Raw genomic sequence first — 15,791 nt, 5'->3', positions numbered from 1 at the left:
CCGGCGGCCTCGGGCAGTACATCTTCCGCGCAGTGCAGTCGGGGGACTACCCGCACATGCTCGCCGGCTCGCTCCTGGTGACGCTGCTCACGCTCCCCACCGCCGTCCCCTTCGCCCCCCCCCACCCGCCCCCCGCCCCCGCCCCCGACTCCGAGGCGCCGACCGGCCCCGAGGGCGGCGACCCGCGGGGAGACCGGCCGTGATCCCGCTCGGCCGGGTCCCCGACGCGCACGCCTGCTCCCGAGCGGGATGCCCGCGGACGGCGACGTTCGCGATCGAGTGGCGGAACCCGAGGATCCACGCGGAGGACCGTCGGAAGACCTGGCTGGCCTGCGGCGAGCACCTGGAGTTCCTGCGCGAGTTCCTCCTCGCCCGCGACTTCCCGCTCGAGGTGAAGCCGCTCTACACGGTCGATCGCGGAGCGGAACGATGAGCGGCGACGCGCCCCGTCCCTCCTGGCGCTTCGTCTTCTCGCGACGCTGGTTCGGCTACCTCGCGCTCGCGATCGTCTTCGCCGTCGCCTGCGTGCTGCTCTCGCGCTGGCAGGTCGCGCGGCTCGACCAGGCCGCCTCGACCAACCGGCTGGTCACCGCGAACTGGACCGCCGACCCGGTGGCGCTCGACGGGCTGCTCCCCGCCGACTCCACGTGGGACGACGCGCTCGAGTACCGCCCGGTCGAGGTCACCGGCGTCTACGAGACGGAGGGGCAGACCCTCGTCCGCAACCGGCCCTACAACGGCAACCCCGGCTTCGAGATCCTGACACCGCTGCGGCTCGACGACGGCAGCGTCTTCGTCGTCGACCGCGGCTGGGTCCCCGTCGGCTCGACCCAGGACTCCCCCGACGCGATCCCCGCGCCGCCCGAGGGGGAGGTGACCGTCGTCGCCCGCCTGAAGCCCGCGGAGGGACGGATCGACGGACGCTCCGCACCGGCCGGCCAGATCGCCACGATCCAGCTCGACGACCTGTCGGCGCAGCTGGACGAGCCCCTGCGGACCTCGGCGTACGGCCTGCTGGTCGCCGAGGCGCCGGCGCCGGTCGACGCTCCCCCGCTGGCCGCGATCAAGCCGGTCGCCGACGAGGGCCTGCACATCAGCTACGCCATCCAGTGGGTGCTGTTCGCCGTCATGGGCTTCGGCGGGCTCGGCTGGGCGATCCGCCACGAGTACCGCATCCGCAACGCCGACGACCCCGAGGTCGTGGCGGCCGAGGAGCGGCGCGAGGAGCGCCGTCGACGCCGCGGCCGCAGCGACTCCGAGGTCGAGGACGAGCTGCTCGACGCCCGCTAGGCGAGCGTGATCAGGTCGAGGTAGTCGGCCGCCCAGTGGTCCTCGGTGCCCTCCGGCATGATCAGGACGCGCTCGGGGTTCAGCGCCTCGACGGCTCCCTCGTCGTGGCTGACCAGGACGACCGCGCCCTCGTAGTGCGCGAGCGCGTCGAGGATCTCCTCGCGGCTCGCGGGGTCGAGGTTGTTGGTGGGCTCGTCGAGCAGGAGCACGTTCGCGCCCGAGACCACGATCATCGCCAGGGCGAGACGGGTCTTCTCCCCGCCGGAGAGGACCCCCGCCGGCTTGTGCGAGTCGTCCCCGGTGAACAGGAACGAGCCCAGGACCCGGCGCGCCTCGGTCTCGGTGAGGTTCGGGCTGGAGGAGACCATGTTCTCGAGCACCGAGCGCTTGACGTCGATCGTCTCGTGCTCCTGCGCGTAGTAGCCGATCCGGAGGCCGTGCCCGGCCTCGATCACTCCGGTGTCGGGCTGGTCGACGCCGCCCAGGATGCGCAGGAGCGTCGTCTTGCCCGCTCCGTTGAGCCCCAGGATGACGACCTTGGAGCCGCGGTCGATCGCGAGGTCGACGGCGGTGAAGATCTCGAGCGAGCCGTAGCTCTTCGACAGGTTCTGAGCCTGCAGAGGGGTGCGACCGCAGGCGGACGGGGTCGGGAACCGGAGCTTCGCGACGCGGTCGACCGCGCGGACCTCCTCGAGCCCGCTGAGCATGCGCTCGGCACGCGCGACCATCTGGTGCGCCGCTGCGGCCTTCGAGGCCTTCGCGCCGAACTTGGCGGCCTGCAGCTGGAGGGCACCGGCCTTCTTCTCGACGTTGACCCGCTCCTTCTTGCGGCGCTCCTCGTCGGCGGCGCGCTGGCGCTGGTAGTTCTTCCAGTTCATGTTGTAGACGTCGATGACCTGGCGGTTGGCGTCGAGGTAGAACACGCGGTTCACGGTCTCGCCGACCAGCTCGATGTCGTGGCTGATCACGATGAAGCCGCCGCGGTAGTTCTTGAGGAACTCGCGGAGCCAGACGACGGAGTCGGCGTCGAGGTGGTTCGTCGGCTCGTCGAGGATCAGCGTGCTCGCGTCGGAGAAGAGGATGCGCGCGAGCTCGATGCGGCGCCGCTGGCCACCGGAGAGCGTCTTGAGCGGCTGGTCGAGGATCCGGTCGGGGAGGTTGAGGTTGCTCGCGATCGAGGCGGCCTCCGCCTCAGCCGCGTATCCGCCCAGGGAGAGGAAGCGGTCCGTGAGGTTGCCGTACTTCTTCATGCCGGCCTCGCTCACGGAGGTGTCGCTGCTCGACATCGCGACCGTCGCCTCCTGCATGCCGAGCACCAGCTGCCCCAGCCCGCGGGCGTCGAGGATGCGGGTGCGCGCCAGCTCCTCCGGGTCGCCGGAGCGCGGGTCCTGGGGGAGGTAGCCGATCTCGCCGCCGCGGTCGACCGTGCCCTTCGAGGCGATGAGGTCGCCCGCGAGGACCTTGGTCAGCGTCGTCTTCCCCGCCCCGTTGCGGCCGACGAGGCCGACCTTGTCGCCGTCGCCCACCCGGAAGGAGACGTTCTCCATCAGGAGTCGGGCGCCGACTCGGAGTTCGAGGTCGTGCACGCTGAGCACAGTGCTGTCCGTTCCCGCCAAGAAATGGCGTTCGGTTCGGGAGGAGTGGGGCAAGGGGCCGCGATGCGGCAGCCCCCTAGTATATTTCCTGAGCCGCGGGGCGGATCCACGTCCGCTCACCGCGGACGCGCTCGCTCCTCGCTCTCGGGCGACCAGGACTCTCGGAGATCACCCATGTCCCCTTCCTCTTCCGCCCTCCCGCGCCCGGTCCTCGCCGACCGGCTCGTCACCCGCTCCGTCGCGACCGACGCCCTGCTGGTGCTCGCGGGTGCGGGCCTCACCGCGGCGATGGCGCAGCTGTTCATCCCGATGTGGCCGGTCCCCTTCACGGGCCAGACCTTCGCGGTCCTCCTGGTCGGCACGACGCTCGGCGCGCTCCGCGGCGCGCTGTCCATGCTCGTGTACGCGCTCGTCGGCGCTCTCGGCGCCCCGGTCTTCACCGAGGGCTCGCACGGCTGGGCGGTCCTCGCGGGTCCCACCGGCGGCTACATCGTCGGCTTCGTCCTCGCGTCGATCGTCACCGGGTGGCTCGCTCAGCGGCAGTGGGACCGTCGCGTCCTCGGCACGCTGGTGACCTTCCTCGCCGGCACCGCCACCATCTACCTCGTCGGCCTGCCCTGGCTGGCCGCCGCCCTCGCCTCGCTGGGGCTGCCCGCCGACCTCGGCTCCGTCCTCTCCGCGGGACTCGTGCCCTTCCTGGTCGGCGACGCGCTCAAGGCGCTGGTCGCCGCCGCGCTGCTCCCCACCACCTGGGCGATGCTCTCGCGCCGCTCGCGCTGAGCGGTCGCGCGGACGCCGAAGGGCCGGGAGGGCGATTCCTCCCGGCCCTTCGGCGTTCAGCAGCGGTCGGTCCGCCCGGTCCTCCTGCTCGACCTCGGTGGGCACCTCCACCGACTCGACCGGCAGGGGCGACGACGGCCCTCGACGCCGGAGCCGGCCCGCCCGGCCGTTCCGACTCCGCGACGGACTGCGACAGGCTGGAGACGACTGGAACGCCGAAGGGCCGGGAGGACGACTCCTCCCGGCCCTTCGGCGTCTGTGTGCAGCGGCTAGATCGAGAAGCCGAGTGCGCGCATCATGTCGCGCCCGTCCTCGGTGATCCGGTCGGGACCCCACGGCGGCATCCAGACCCAGTTGATCCGGAACGCCTCGACGATGCCGTCGAGCGACTCGGCGGTCTGCTCCTCGAGCACGTCGGTCAGCGGGCAGCCCGCCGAGGTGAGGGTCATGTGGATGACGAGGGCGTCGTTCTCGTCGTCCCAGCCCAGGTCGTAGATGAGTCCCAGGTCGACCACGTTGACCCCGAGCTCGGGGTCCATGACGTCCTTGAGAGCCTCCTCGACCTGGTCGAAGAGCTTCGGCTCGAGAGTGGTGACCGCCATGATCAGACCGTCGCCGAGGTCAGGAAGCGGTCGTAGCCCTCGTCCTCGAGCCGGGTGGCGAGCTCCTTGCCGCCCTGCTCGGCGACGCGGCCGGCGACGAAGACGTGGACGAAGTCGGGCTGGATGTAGCGGAGGATCCGCGTGTAGTGCGTGATCAGCAGCACGCCGAGACCGGTGCTCTGGTGGGCGCGGTTGACTCCCTCCGACACGATCTTGAGCGCGTCGACGTCGAGGCCGGAGTCGGTCTCGTCGAGGACGGCGAACTGCGGAGCGAGGAGCTCGAGCTGGAGGATCTCGTTGCGCTTCTTCTCGCCGCCCGAGAAGCCCTCGTTGACGTTGCGCGCCGCGAAGGACGAGTCCATGCGGAGGTTCGCCATCGCCGACTTGACGTCCTTCGTCCACGTGCGGATCGCGGGCGCCTCGCCGGCGATCGCGGTCTTGGCGGTGCGGAGGAAGTTGGTGTTGGTCACACCGGGGATCTCGACCGGATACTGCATGGCGAGGAAGAGGCCCGCGCGGGCGCGCTCGTCGACGGACATATCGAGGACCTCGACGCCGTCGAGGGTGATCGAGCCGCCGTCGACGTGGTACTTGGGGTGTCCCGCGATCGTGTACGCGAGGGTGGACTTGCCGGACCCGTTGGGGCCCATGATCGCGTGGATCTCACCCTGGTTGATGGTGAGATCGACACCGCGGAGGATCTGCTTGGTCCCCTGCTCGGTCTCGACACTGACGTGGAGATCGCTGATCTGGAGAACGGACATTCAGACTTCCTTCGTGACGGTCGGGTCGATGTAGACGTCGCCGTCGATGATCTCGACGACGAAGACGGGGACCGGCTCGTAGGCCGGGAGGTTCAGCGGGGTGCCGGTGCGGAGGGAGAACTGGGAGCCGTGCGCCCAGCACTCGAGACTGTCGCCCTCGACGAAGCCCTCGGAGAGCGAGATCTCGCCGTGGGTGCAGGTGTCGCCGATGGCGTGGATCTCGCCGGCGGAGTCCTGCACGACCGCGATCGCGACTCCGTCGACCTCGACCCGCATGGCCTGGTTGGGGATCAGCTCGGAGACCGAGCAGATCATCGCGGCGTTGCTCATGCGGTGACCGCCGCTCCGCGGGAGGAGCCGGTCTGGCCGGCGCTGCCGGCGAGCTCCGCCTCTATCGCGAGCTGCAGGCGGTCCTCGAGCTCGGCGACCTTGATCTGCTGCACGATCTCGCTGAGGAACCCGCGCACGACCAGGCGTCGCGCCTCGTCCTCACGGATGCCGCGGGACTGCAGGTAGAAGAGCTGCTCGTCGTCGAAGCGGCCGGTGGCCGAGGCGTGCCCCGCTCCGGCGATGTCACCGGTCTCGATCTCGAGGTTCGGGATGGAGTCGGCGCGCGTGCCGTCCGAGAGGACGAGGTTGCGGTTCTGCTCGTAGCTGTCGGTGCCGGTGGCGCTGTTGCGGATCAGGACGTCGCCGATCCAGACGGTGCGCGCGCCCTCGCCCTGCAGCGCGCCCTTGTAGGTCACGCGGCTGCGGGTGTCGGGGGCGTCGTGGTCGACGTACACTTGCTGCTCGAGGTGCTGGCCGCCGTCGGCGAAGTACAGGCCGAAGAGCTCGCCGTCCGCTCCGCGCTCGACGAGGTGCGCCGAGGGGTTCACCCGGACGATGGAGCCGCCGAGGGTGACCACGATGTGCTTCACCTTCGCGTCGCGTCCGACCCGCACGAAGTGGTTGGCCAGGTGCCGGGCGTCGTCCGCCCACTCCTGCACGGTGACGACGGTGAGCTGCGCGCCCTCGCCGACGAGGACCTCCACGTTCTCCGCGAGGGAGGCCTCCCCCTCGTTCTGCAGCACGACGACGGCGCGGGCGTAGGGCGCCGCCTCGATGATCGTGTGCGCGGCGCGGGGTGCGGAGCCGAGGCCCGAGCGGACGAGGGTGGCGACCTTCTCGTCCTCTCCCGTCACGCGGACGGCGAGGGCCTTCTCGAAGCTCGACCAGGCGTTCGCGGCGGCGCGGTCCTCGGGGAGGCCGGCGGTGCCGATCCGCTGGTCGTCGCGGCCGACCCACGAGACGTCGACACCGTCCACCGCCGTGTGCTCGACCGGGGCGGGCGAGCCGTCGAGCACGCCGTCGATGAGATCGCCCAGGCGGGCGACGGGCGTCAGCTTCCAGGCGATCTCGCGGCCGGTGACGGCCTCGAAGGCCTCGACGTCGGCCGACGCGAAGCGCTCGGAGCGCGTCTGCACGGGCGTGAACGCCCCGTCGGAGTGGGCGCTGATGCCCAGGCGCTCAGCGGCGGCCGCGCCGTCGATCTCGGGGGTCGCGGCGCTCGTGGGGACCGTCATCTGGCGGTGGTTCCTTTCGATGGGTGCGGGGCGCCCCGTCCGGGCGCCCCTTCGAGGGGGGAGGCGGGCGTCAACCGACGCTGCCCTCCATCCCCATCTCGATGAGCTTGTTCAGCTCGAGGGCGTACTCCATGGGCAGCTCGCGCGCGATCGGCTCGATGAAGCCGCGGACGATCATGGCCATGGCCTCGTCCTCCGGCAGGCCGCGCGACATCAGGTAGAAGAGCTGCTCCTCGCTGACCTTCGACACCGTCGCCTCGTGGCCGAGCTGCACGTCGTCGACGCGGATGTCGATCGCCGGGTAGGTGTCGGAGCGCGAGATGGTGTCGACCAGGAGGGCGTCGCAGCGCACGGTGTTCGCCGAGTGGTGCGCGTTCGCGTCCACTCGGACCTCACCGCGGTATCCGGCGCGACCGCCGCCGCGGGCGATCGACTTCGAGACGATCGACGACTGCGTGTACGGCGCCATGTGGACCATCTTCGCGCCGGCGTCCTGGTGCTGGCCGGGGCCCGCGAACGCGACGGAGAGGGTCTCGCCCTTGGCGTGCTCGCCGACCAGGAAGATCGACGGGTACTTCATCGTGACCTTGGAGCCGATGTTGCCGTCGATCCACTCCATCGTCGCGCCCTCGTGCGCGATCGCGCGCTTGGTGACGAGGTTGTAGACGTTGTTCGACCAGTTCTGGATCGTCGTGTAGCGCACGCGGGCGTTCTTCTTCACGATGATCTCGACCACGGCCGAGTGCAGCGAGTCCGACTTGTAGATCGGAGCCGTGCAGCCCTCGATGTAGTGGACGTAGCTGTCCTCGTCCGCAATGATCAGGGTCCGCTCGAACTGGCCCATGTTCTCGGTGTTGATCCGGAAGTAGGCCTGCAGCGGGATGTCGACGTGGACGCCCTTGGGGACGTACACGAAGGAGCCGCCGGACCAGACCGCGGTGTTCAGCGCCGCGAACTTGTTGTCGCCCGCGGGGATGACGGTGCCGAAGTACTCCTCGAAGATCTCGGGGTGCTCGCGCAGCGCCGTGTCGGTGTCCATGAAGATGACGCCCTGCTCCTCCAGGTCCTCGCGGATCTGGTGGTAGACGACCTCGGACTCGTACTGGGCGGCGACGCCGCCGACGAGGCGCTGGCGCTCCGCCTCCGGGATGCCGAGCTTCTCGTACGTGTTCTTGATGTCGTCCGGGAGGTCGTCCCAGGTCTGCGCCTGCTTCTCGGTGGAGCGGACGAAGTACTTGATGTTGTCGAAGTCGATGTCCGACAGGTCGGCGCCCCACGTCGGCATGGGCTTGCGCTCGAAGAGCTTCAGGGCCTTCATGCGGCGGTCGCGCATCCAGGCGGGCTCGTTCTTGAGCGCGGAGATGTCGGAGACGACCTCGGGCGAGATGCCGCGTCGTGCGGAGGCTCCGGCGGAGTCCGAGTCGGACCAGCCGAACTCGTAGACGCCCAGGCTCTCGAGCTCGGGGCGGTCGATCAGGATGTCTGACATGTGTACCTCGTTTCCTACCCACTGCTAACCGGTCGGGTCCCGGAGTCATTCCCCCGGGGGTGGCCCGCGGGTTCTCTCCGGCCGGTCGCGCGATCGATCTGATGCGCGGAGCTGGTGATGTGCGTCCCTGGATTCCGGAGGTGTGCGTCGGCGCTCCATTGGGCCGTGTGCGGATCACGTGCGCAGGGTGCGTCGAACCGTGACCAGCTTCTCATTCTACCGGCGTCCGCCGTTCAGCGGAACCTCCGCACCTGGGTGTCGGCCGGGCGCCGGTGGCTCACCTCCAGACGCGCATGGCCATACCGGTGTCGGTGGTCCGTGATTCGGTTCCGCCATGACCAGCGACGCATCGACCCCGATCCCCGCCCGACTCGTGACCGCACTGGTGGGCGCCGGCCTGCCGGCCGGACCCGCACGGGCGTTCGGCCCCCTCGCCCGCGCGATCGCGGCCGACCTCCCGCTGCGGGCGCTCCCCCGCGTGCTCCTGCGCCTCCGGCGGCACCTGCTCTCCGCCGAGCCGGAGCCCGCGGTCAGGCGGCGGGCTGGAGCTCCTGGGCGGCGTCCCGGCGCTGGGCGCGCACGGTGAACAGCCTCGGGTTCACGTCGAGCAGCACGCGGACCGCGCCGACCCAGATGAGCGCCGAGCCGAGCAGGTGCACCGCGACGAGCGTCTCGGGCAGCGCGGTGAGCGACTGCGCGACCCCGACCAGCGCCTGCAGCACGACGACCACGAGGAAGGCGACCACGCGCCGCCGGGCGAGCTCCGAGCCCGCCGCCCGCGACAGGCGCAGGAGCAGCGCGGCGCCCACGACGAGCACCGCCGTGCCGAGCACGCCGTGGACGACGGTCACGCTCTCCCAGTGGAACTGCATGCGGGGCACCTCCGCGGAGTCGCCGGCGTGCGGGCCGGTCCCCGTCACGAGGGTCCCCACGAGGATCACGAGGAGCGTCAGGCCGACGAGCCCGATGCTGAGCGCCCGCGTCGCACGGTCGGGCTCGAAGGCCACGGATTGCGAGCGGTGGGCGCGGTGCCACGTCAGCGCGGTGGTGGTGAGGAGGGCGATGGCGAGAACGAAGTGCCCGGCCACGATGTACGGGTTGAGGCCCGAGTGCACGGTCGCGCCGCCCGCGAGGGCGTTCGCGACGACGAGCCAGAACTGCGACCAGGCGAGCCGGGTCATGGTGCGGTCGCGCGGCTTCTGCAGGCGCGCGGCCGTGATGGCCCAGCCCACCGCGACCACGAGGACACCGGTGAACGCGCGGTTCGTGAACTCGATGAAGCCGTGGATCCCGAGCTCGGGGGTCGAGGTGAGCGAGCCCGGCTCGCACGCCGGCCAGGTGGGGCAGCCGAGGCCCGAGCCGGTCAGCCGGACGACGCCGCCGAAGAAGATGATCAGGATGCTCGCGACGAGCGCCGCGGTGGTCCCCCAGCGCAGTGCGCGCGGACCCAGGGTCACCCGCTCGGCGAGCAGGGAGAACGGCGTCACCATCAGAAGGGCAGCAGCGGGTCGATGCCGACGGCGAGGAAGAGCAGGGTGAGGTATCCGATGGACCCGTGGAACACCCGCATCGGCGAGACGTGCTCGTGACGAATGGCGAGGCTGTAGAGGCGGTGCGTCTCGGCGATGAACCAGACTCCGCTGCCGAGCGCGACCACCGTGTAGAGCACCCCCATGCCGGCGACGGGGATCAACAGGAGCGAGCAGGCGACGGTGGCCCAGGCGTAGAGGATGACCTGGAGCCCGACGATCGTGCGTCCGCGCACGACGGCCAGCATCGGCACGCCGGCGGCCTGATAGTCGTCCCGGTACTTCATCGACAGCGGCCAGTAGTGCGGCGGCGTCCAGAGGAAGATGACGGAGAAGAGGATGACGGGGGCCCAGTCGAGCGAGCCGGTGACCGCCGCCCAGCCGATCAGCACCGGCATGCAGCCCGCGATGCCGCCCCACACGATGTTCTGCGGCGTCCGGCGCTTGAGGAAGAGCGTGTAGAACACGACGTAGATCAGGATCGCGGCGAGCGAGAGCCCCGCGGAGAGCCAGTTGGCCGTGAGGCCGAGCCAGACGATCGACAGGACGCCGATCGTGGTCGCGAAGACGAGCGCGGACCGGTCCGAGATCTCCCCGGTCACGAGCGGCCGGTTCTTCGTCCGGTTCATGATCCGGTCGATGTCGCGGTCGAAGTAGCAGTTGAACGCGCCCGCGGACCCGGCGCTCAGGGCGCCGCCGATCAGGACGTTGAGGACCAGCAGCAGGTTCGGGATCCCGCCCTGCGCCAGGATCATCGTCGGAGCGGTCACCACGAGGAGCAGCTCGATCACGCGCGGCTTCGTCAGAGCGACGAAGGCCTTCACCTTGCGCGAGAGGGTCGTCGGCGACGCCCCGTCCCGCTCGACGGCGGTGGTCTCCACGACTGCGTCCATTGCTCCTCTAACGATTCGATGATCCCGAACGAGTGTAATGCGCCCGTCCGGGAGCCGGGCCCGGCGTGCACGCTTGTCCAATCGGACGCAGACATATGCGACCACGCAACCCCCGGTCGGCGGCGCACCCCCCTCCGTATACTCGGGACTGCTCGCCAGAGCGCCCGGCACGCACCCGAGCCCGCCCGACGATCGTCGGCACGGGGCCGAGAGGGCCGTCGCCGGAGCATCGTGTCGAAGTCGTCATGCGGCGTGCTCCACCATGCGAGAGGGCGGACGGTCCCCGTCTGCCCCACGTCTCGAGAAGGGTCAGTACCAAGTGTCAGAACTGCAATGGGAATCCATTGACGAGAAGGCAGTCGACACGGCGAGGGTTCTCGCCGCGGATGCGGTCGAGAAGGTCGGCAACGGCCATCCCGGAACCGCCATGAGCCTCGCGCCCGCCGCCTACCTCCTGTTCCAGAAGGTCATGCGCCGCGATCCGTCCGACGCGACCTGGATCGGCCGCGACCGGTTCATCCTGTCGGTCGGCCACTCCTCGCTGACGCAGTACGTCCAGTTCTACCTGGGCGGCTACGGACTCGAGCTCGACGACCTCAAGGCGCTGCGCACATGGGGCTCGAAGACTCCGGGCCACCCGGAGTACGGCCACACCGACGGCGTCGAGATCACCACCGGGCCGCTCGGCCAGGGCCTCGCCTCCGCCGTGGGCTTCGCCTACGCCTCGCGCTTCGAGCGCGACCTGTTCGACCCGGAGGCCGCCGCGGGCACCTCCCCGTTCGACCACTTCGTCTACGTGATCGCCGGCGACGGCGACCTGCAGGAGGGCGTCACCAGCGAGGCCTCCTCGCTGGCCGGCCACCAGAAGCTCGGCAACCTGGTCGTCATCTACGACTCCAACCAGATCTCGATCGAGGACGACACCAACATCGCCTTCACCGAGGACGTCAAGGCGCGCTACGAGGCCTACGACTGGCAGGTCCAGGTCGTCGACTGGAAGAAGACCGGCGAGTACCACGAGGACGTCGCCGAGCTGCACGCCGCGATCGAGGCCGCGAAGGGCGAGACCGACAAGCCGTCGCTCATCATCCTGCGCACCATCATCGGCTGGCCGTCGCCGAAGAAGCAGAACACCGGCAAGATCCACGGCTCCGCCCTGGGCGCCGACGAGCTCCGCGGACTCAAGGAGGTGCTCGGCTTCGACCCCGAGAAGACCTTCGACGTCGCCGACGAGGTCATCGAGCACACCCGCAAGGCCGTCGAGCGCGGCCAGGCCCAGCACGCCGAGTGGGACGAGCAGCTCGCCGCCTGGGCGTCCGCGAACCCCGAGAAGAAGGAGCTGCTCGACCGGGTCCTCTCGGGCGAGCTGCCCGAGGGCGTCCAGGAGGCGCTCCCCGTCTTCGAGCCCGGCAAGGAGGTCTCGACCCGCGCCGCGTCCGGCAAGGTCATCAACGCCCTCGCCGGCGTGATCCCCGAGCTGTGGGGCGGCTCCGCCGACCTCGCCGAGTCGAACAACACGACGATCGAGGGAGCCGGCTCCTTCGTCCCGACGGAGTTCTCGACCCACGAGTGGACCGGGAAGAAGGGCGGCCGCGTGCTGCACTTCGGCATCCGCGAGCACGCCATGGGCGCGATCCTCAACGGGATCGTCCTGCACGGCAACACCCGCCCCTTCGGCGGCACCTTCCTGATCTTCTCCGACTACATGCGCCCGGCGGTCCGTCTCGCCGCGCTCATGAAGGCGCCGGCCATCTACGTCTGGACCCACGACTCCGTGGCGCTCGGCGAGGACGGCCCGACGCATCAGCCGGTCGAGCAGCTGTCGACCCTCCGCGCGATCCCGGGCCTGGACATCGTCCGCCCCGGTGACGCGAACGAGGTCGCCTACGCCTGGAAGACCATCCTCGAGCGCCGCGAGGGCCCCGCCGGCCTCGCGCTCACCCGTCAGAACATCCCGGTGTTCGAGCGCGGCGAGGGCGACGCGGAGGGCGACACCTTCGCCTCCGCCGCGAACGTCGCCCGTGGTGCCTACATCCTGGCCGAGGCGCCGGGCGGCACCCCGGACGTGATCTTCATCGCGACCGGCTCCGAGGTCCAGATCGCCGTCGAGGCGCGCGAGGCCCTGAGGAGCGAGGGCGTCAACGCCCGCGTCGTCTCGGCTCCGTCCCTCGAGTGGTTCGAGGAGCAGGACGCCGAGTACCGCGAGAAGGTCCTGCCCTCCTCGGTGAAGGCGCGCGTCTCGATCGAGGCCGGCCTGAGCCTGGGCTGGCAGAAGTACGTCGGCGACGCCGGCCGCTCCGTCTCGATCGAGCACTTCGGCGCCTCGGCCGACTACAAGACCCTGTTCCGCGAGTTCGGGATCACCACCGAGGCGGCACTGTCCGCCGCCAAGGAGTCGCTCGCAGCCTCCTGACCCGAAGGCCGCGTCCACCACGGACGCGGCCTTCGCCGTCGGAGCAGCGGCTCCCCCTCACACCACGCACCACCTACGCAGAAGAAGAAGAGACATGACCGAGAACACCCCCACCGCAGAGCTCTCCGCCGCCGGCGTCAGCATCTGGCTCGACGACCTCTCCCGCTCGCGCATCTCCACCGGAGGGCTGCAGAAGCTCATCGAGGAGAAGAACGTCGTCGGAGTCACCACGAACCCCACGATCTTCGCCGCGGCCCTGACCAACGGCGAGTCCTACGACGCCCAGGTGCGCGAGCTCGCCTCCGCCGGCACCTCGGTGACCGACGCCGTCTTCGAGATCACCACCGACGACGTCGCCGCGGCGTCCGACATCTTCCGCCCGATCTACGACGCGACGAACGGCTACGACGGCCGCGTGTCGATCGAGGTCGAGCCCGGCCTGGCGCACGACGCCCAGGGCACCATCGAGCAGGCCAAGGCCCTCTGGGCCAAGGTCGACCGCCCCAACGCGATGATCAAGATCCCCGCGACCGTCGAGGGCCTCGAGGCCATCACGGAGGTCATCGGCTCCGGCATCTCGGTGAACGTCACCCTGATCTTCTCGCTCGCCCGCTACCGCGCCGTCATCAACGCGTACCTGGCCGGCCTCGAGAAGGCCAAGGACGCCGGCATCGACCTGTCGACCATCCACTCCGTCGCCTCGTTCTTCGTCTCGCGCGTCGACACCGAGATCGACAAGCGCCTCGAGGCGGTCGGCACCGACGAGGCCCGCGCCCTCAAGAGCAAGTCCGGCGTCGCCAACGCGCAGCTGGCCTACGAGGTCTTCGTCGAGGCGTTCGCCACCGAGCGCGCCCTGCTGCTCCAGGAGTCCGGCGCCAACCGCCAGCGCCCCCTCTGGGCCTCGACCGGCGTCAAGTCGACCGACCTCCCCGACACCCTCTACGTGACCGAGCTCGTCGCGGCCGGCGTGGTCAACACGATGCCCGAGAAGACCCTCGAGGCGACCTTCGACCACGGCGTCATCACCGGCGACACCGTCACCGGCTCGTACGCCGACGCGAACGCCGTCCTCGACGCCGTCGCGGCGCAGGGCGTTTCGTACGCCGACGTCACCGAGCTGCTCGAGAAGGAGGGCGTGGAGAAGTTCATCGTCTCCTGGAACGAGCTGCTCGACACCGTCACCGCGGCGCTCGAGGGCGCGAAGGCGCAGGCCTGATCATGGCCATCCAGATCCACGTCAGCGGAGACGCCGAGAAGGCTGTCGACCGCGTCGTCCCGGAGCTCGTCGCCGACGAGGTCGCGTCCGGCATCACCGCCCAGGTCCCCACCCTGTGGGGCGCCGCGGCGGAGGAGGAGGCGGCCAAGCGCCTCGGGTGGACCGAGTCGACCACCGTCTCCCGCCCCCTGATCCCCCAGATCCTCGCCCTGCGCGAGGAGTTCCAGGCCAAGGGCGTCGACCACATCGTCCTCGGCGGCATGGGCGGCTCCTCGCTCGCGCCCGAGGTCATCACCCGCACCGCCGGCGTCGAGCTCACCGTGCTCGACTCGACGGCGCCCGGCCAGGTGCTCGCCGCCCTGAACGACCGGCTCGCGTCGACCGCGGTCGTCATCTCCTCGAAGTCCGGTTCGACCGTCGAGACCGCGAGCCAGAAGAAGGCCTACGAGAAGGCGTTCACGGAGGCGGGCATCGATCCGCTCGACCGCATCGTCATCGTGACCGACCCGGGCTCGCCCCTGGACACCTCCTCCCGCGAGGCCGGCTACCGCGTGTTCAACGCCGACCCGAACATCGGCGGGCGCTTCTCGGCGCTCTCCGCGTTCGGCCTCGTGCCGTCCGGGCTCGCCGGAGCCGACATCGAGGCCCTCCTCGACGAGGCGGCCGAGGCCTCCCTCGGGCTCGCCGTGGACTCTCCCGAGAACCCGGGCCTGATCCTCGGAGCGGCGATCGCCGCGACCAGCCCGCGCCGCGACAAGCTCGCGATCGTCGCCGACGGGACCGACATCGTCGGCTTCGCCGACTGGGCGGAGCAGCTCATCGCCGAGTCCACCGGCAAGGACGGCACGGGCATCCTCCCCGTCGTCCTCGGCACGCTGGCCCCCGAGCTCTCGGAGGACCTGCCCGACGTGCAGGTCGTCCGCCTGGTCGAGGACGCCACGGCGCTGCACCTGTTCCCGCGCGACCGCCACGAGGGCGAGATCCTCCTCTCCGGCTCGCTCGGCGCTCAGATGCTGACGTGGGAGTACGCCGTCGCCGTCGCGGGTCGCCTCCTGGGCATCAACCCGTTCGACCAGCCCGACGTCGAGTCGGCGAAGGTCGCGACCCGGGCCCTGCTCGAGAAGCGCCCCGAGCCCGAGGCGCCCGCGTTCACCGACGCGGGCATCGAGGTCACCGGCAGCAGCAGCGTCACCGAGGGCGTCTCGACCGTCGCCGCCGCTGTCGACCGCCTCCTCGCCCAGCTGGGCGACGGCGGCTACGTCTCGATCCAGGCGTACGTCGACCGCCTCGCGCTCCCGCAGCTCGAGGGCGTGCGAGACCTCCTCGCCGCGCAGGCCCAGCGCCCCGTCACCTTCGGGTGGGGCCCGCGCTTCCTGCACTCGACCGGGCAGTACCACAAGGGCGGGGCGCCGACCGGCGTGTTCCTCCAGATCACCGAGCGCTCCGACGTGGACCTCGAGATCCCGGACAGCCCGTTCACCTTCGGCCAGCTCATCCTGGCCCAGGCCGCCGGTGACGCGAGCGTGCTCGCCGAGCACGGCCGGCCGGTGCTGACCCTCACGCTGACCGACCCCGAGGCCGACCTCGAGGCGCTCTTCGAGGCCCTCAACACCTGATCCGACGGGCACGCCGCCGCTGCGCTCTCGAGCGCGCGG

Annotated in this window: 14 protein-coding genes and 1 pseudogene; 7 read left to right on the top strand and 8 right to left on the bottom strand. The window is 70.5% G+C overall.

Annotated elements, in window-relative coordinates:
* From C5C27_RS17800 to C5C27_RS00945, 3 genes and pseudogenes are all read left to right on the top strand, one after another.
* Positions 1-203, top strand: a pseudogene (locus C5C27_RS17800) (hypothetical protein); the annotation flags it as partial.
* Positions 200-433: a hypothetical protein gene (locus C5C27_RS00950; RefSeq protein ID WP_104225286.1), complete on the top strand. Its 234-nt coding sequence runs from the start codon at positions 200-202 to the stop codon at positions 431-433. The pseudogene C5C27_RS17800 and the gene C5C27_RS00950, both read left to right, overlap by 4 nt.
* Positions 430-1,290, top strand: coding sequence for an SURF1 family protein (locus C5C27_RS00945; RefSeq protein ID WP_104237481.1), 861 nt, complete (start codon positions 430-432; stop codon positions 1,288-1,290). The genes C5C27_RS00950 and C5C27_RS00945 overlap by 4 nt, the downstream gene beginning before the upstream one ends.
* Here the strand turns inward: C5C27_RS00945 and C5C27_RS00940 are convergent.
* Positions 1,287-2,885 (bottom strand): ABC-F family ATP-binding cassette domain-containing protein, encoded by a 1,599-nt coding sequence (locus C5C27_RS00940; protein ID WP_104221943.1) that lies wholly within the window; start codon positions 2,883-2,885, stop codon positions 1,287-1,289. The genes C5C27_RS00945 and C5C27_RS00940 overlap by 4 nt on opposite strands.
* Positions 2,886-3,059: 174 nt before the next feature.
* Between C5C27_RS00940 and C5C27_RS00935 the strand changes: the two genes are divergently transcribed.
* Positions 3,060-3,665 carry a biotin transporter BioY gene (locus C5C27_RS00935; protein ID WP_104232632.1) on the top strand — a complete coding sequence of 202 codons (606 nt, stop codon included), beginning with the start codon at positions 3,060-3,062 and terminating at the stop codon, positions 3,663-3,665.
* 269 nt (positions 3,666-3,934) lie between these two features.
* On the opposite strand, the gene C5C27_RS00930 is transcribed toward C5C27_RS00935, so the two are convergent.
* From C5C27_RS00930 to C5C27_RS00900, 7 genes are all read right to left on the bottom strand, one after another.
* Positions 3,935-4,267, bottom strand: a complete 333-nt coding sequence (locus tag C5C27_RS00930; RefSeq protein ID WP_104221939.1) for a metal-sulfur cluster assembly factor — start codon at positions 4,265-4,267, stop codon at positions 3,935-3,937.
* Between the two features lie 2 nt (positions 4,268-4,269).
* The gene (gene sufC / locus C5C27_RS00925) at positions 4,270-5,031 is read right to left on the bottom strand and encodes a Fe-S cluster assembly ATPase SufC (RefSeq protein ID WP_104221937.1); all 762 of its coding nucleotides are present in this window, start codon (positions 5,029-5,031) and stop codon (positions 4,270-4,272) included.
* Entirely contained in the window at positions 5,032-5,361 is a 330-nt protein-coding gene (locus C5C27_RS00920; protein ID WP_077222834.1) for a non-heme iron oxygenase ferredoxin subunit, read from the bottom strand.
* Positions 5,358-6,596 carry a Fe-S cluster assembly protein SufD gene (gene sufD / locus C5C27_RS00915; protein WP_104313219.1) on the bottom strand — a complete coding sequence of 413 codons (1,239 nt, stop codon included), beginning with the start codon at positions 6,594-6,596 and terminating at the stop codon, positions 5,358-5,360. The genes C5C27_RS00920 and sufD overlap by 4 nt, the downstream gene beginning before the upstream one ends.
* Before the next feature lie 70 nt (positions 6,597-6,666).
* A complete protein-coding gene (gene sufB, locus C5C27_RS00910) occupies positions 6,667-8,085 on the bottom strand; it encodes a Fe-S cluster assembly protein SufB (protein ID WP_104221933.1) in 1,419 nt (472 codons plus the stop codon).
* Between the two features lie 530 nt (positions 8,086-8,615).
* Positions 8,616-9,575 (bottom strand): heme A synthase, encoded by a 960-nt coding sequence (locus C5C27_RS00905; RefSeq protein ID WP_104313218.1) that lies wholly within the window; start codon positions 9,573-9,575, stop codon positions 8,616-8,618.
* Complete coding sequence (locus C5C27_RS00900; protein ID WP_104232635.1) at positions 9,575-10,507, bottom strand: heme o synthase; 933 nt, start codon at positions 10,505-10,507, stop codon at positions 9,575-9,577. Before C5C27_RS00900 ends, C5C27_RS00905 begins: the two co-directional genes overlap by 1 nt.
* A 319-nt stretch (positions 10,508-10,826) precedes the next feature.
* Here C5C27_RS00900 and tkt point away from each other — a divergent pair, with 319 nt between their 5' ends.
* The 3 genes from tkt (at position 10,827) to C5C27_RS00885 (ending at position 15,752) form a co-directional block, all read left to right on the top strand.
* On the top strand, positions 10,827-12,920 hold the full coding sequence (gene tkt / locus C5C27_RS00895; RefSeq protein ID WP_104313216.1) for a transketolase: 2,094 nt from the start codon (positions 10,827-10,829) through the stop codon (positions 12,918-12,920).
* Positions 12,921-13,014: 94 nt separating this feature from the next.
* Positions 13,015-14,136: a transaldolase gene (gene tal, locus C5C27_RS00890; protein WP_104221924.1), complete on the top strand. Its 1,122-nt coding sequence runs from the start codon at positions 13,015-13,017 to the stop codon at positions 14,134-14,136.
* Between the two features lie 2 nt (positions 14,137-14,138).
* Positions 14,139-15,752, top strand: coding sequence for a glucose-6-phosphate isomerase (locus tag C5C27_RS00885; RefSeq protein WP_104221922.1), 1,614 nt, complete (start codon positions 14,139-14,141; stop codon positions 15,750-15,752).
* Positions 15,753-15,791: the final 39 nt, after the last annotated feature.

Source organism: Rathayibacter sp. AY2B7, from assembly GCF_002931635.1.
Lineage (GTDB): Bacteria > Actinomycetota > Actinomycetes > Actinomycetales > Microbacteriaceae > Rathayibacter.
This window is presented reverse-complemented; position numbering and strand designations above follow the sequence as displayed.

Excerpts from the sequence above, each read along its gene's own strand:
- sufC (WP_104221937.1), bottom strand. The coding sequence starts at position 5,031 with ATGTCCGTTCTCCAGATCAGCGATCTCCACGTCAGTGTCGAGACCGAG.
- sufB (WP_104221933.1), bottom strand. The coding sequence starts at position 8,085 with ATGTCAGACATCCTGATCGACCGCCCCGAGCTCGAGAGCCTGGGCGTC.
- C5C27_RS00920 (WP_077222834.1), bottom strand. The coding sequence starts at position 5,361 with ATGAGCAACGCCGCGATGATCTGCTCGGTCTCCGAGCTGATCCCCAAC.
- C5C27_RS00885 (WP_104221922.1), top strand. The coding sequence starts at position 14,139 with ATGGCCATCCAGATCCACGTCAGCGGAGACGCCGAGAAGGCTGTCGAC.
- C5C27_RS00905 (WP_104313218.1), bottom strand. The coding sequence starts at position 9,575 with ATGGTGACGCCGTTCTCCCTGCTCGCCGAGCGGGTGACCCTGGGTCCG.
- sufD (WP_104313219.1), bottom strand. The coding sequence starts at position 6,596 with ATGACGGTCCCCACGAGCGCCGCGACCCCCGAGATCGACGGCGCGGCC.
- C5C27_RS00935 (WP_104232632.1), top strand. The coding sequence starts at position 3,060 with ATGTCCCCTTCCTCTTCCGCCCTCCCGCGCCCGGTCCTCGCCGACCGG.
- tal (WP_104221924.1), top strand. The coding sequence starts at position 13,015 with ATGACCGAGAACACCCCCACCGCAGAGCTCTCCGCCGCCGGCGTCAGC.
- C5C27_RS00945 (WP_104237481.1), top strand. The coding sequence starts at position 430 with ATGAGCGGCGACGCGCCCCGTCCCTCCTGGCGCTTCGTCTTCTCGCGA.
- C5C27_RS00900 (WP_104232635.1), bottom strand. The coding sequence starts at position 10,507 with ATGGACGCAGTCGTGGAGACCACCGCCGTCGAGCGGGACGGGGCGTCG.
- C5C27_RS00930 (WP_104221939.1), bottom strand. The coding sequence starts at position 4,267 with ATGGCGGTCACCACTCTCGAGCCGAAGCTCTTCGACCAGGTCGAGGAG.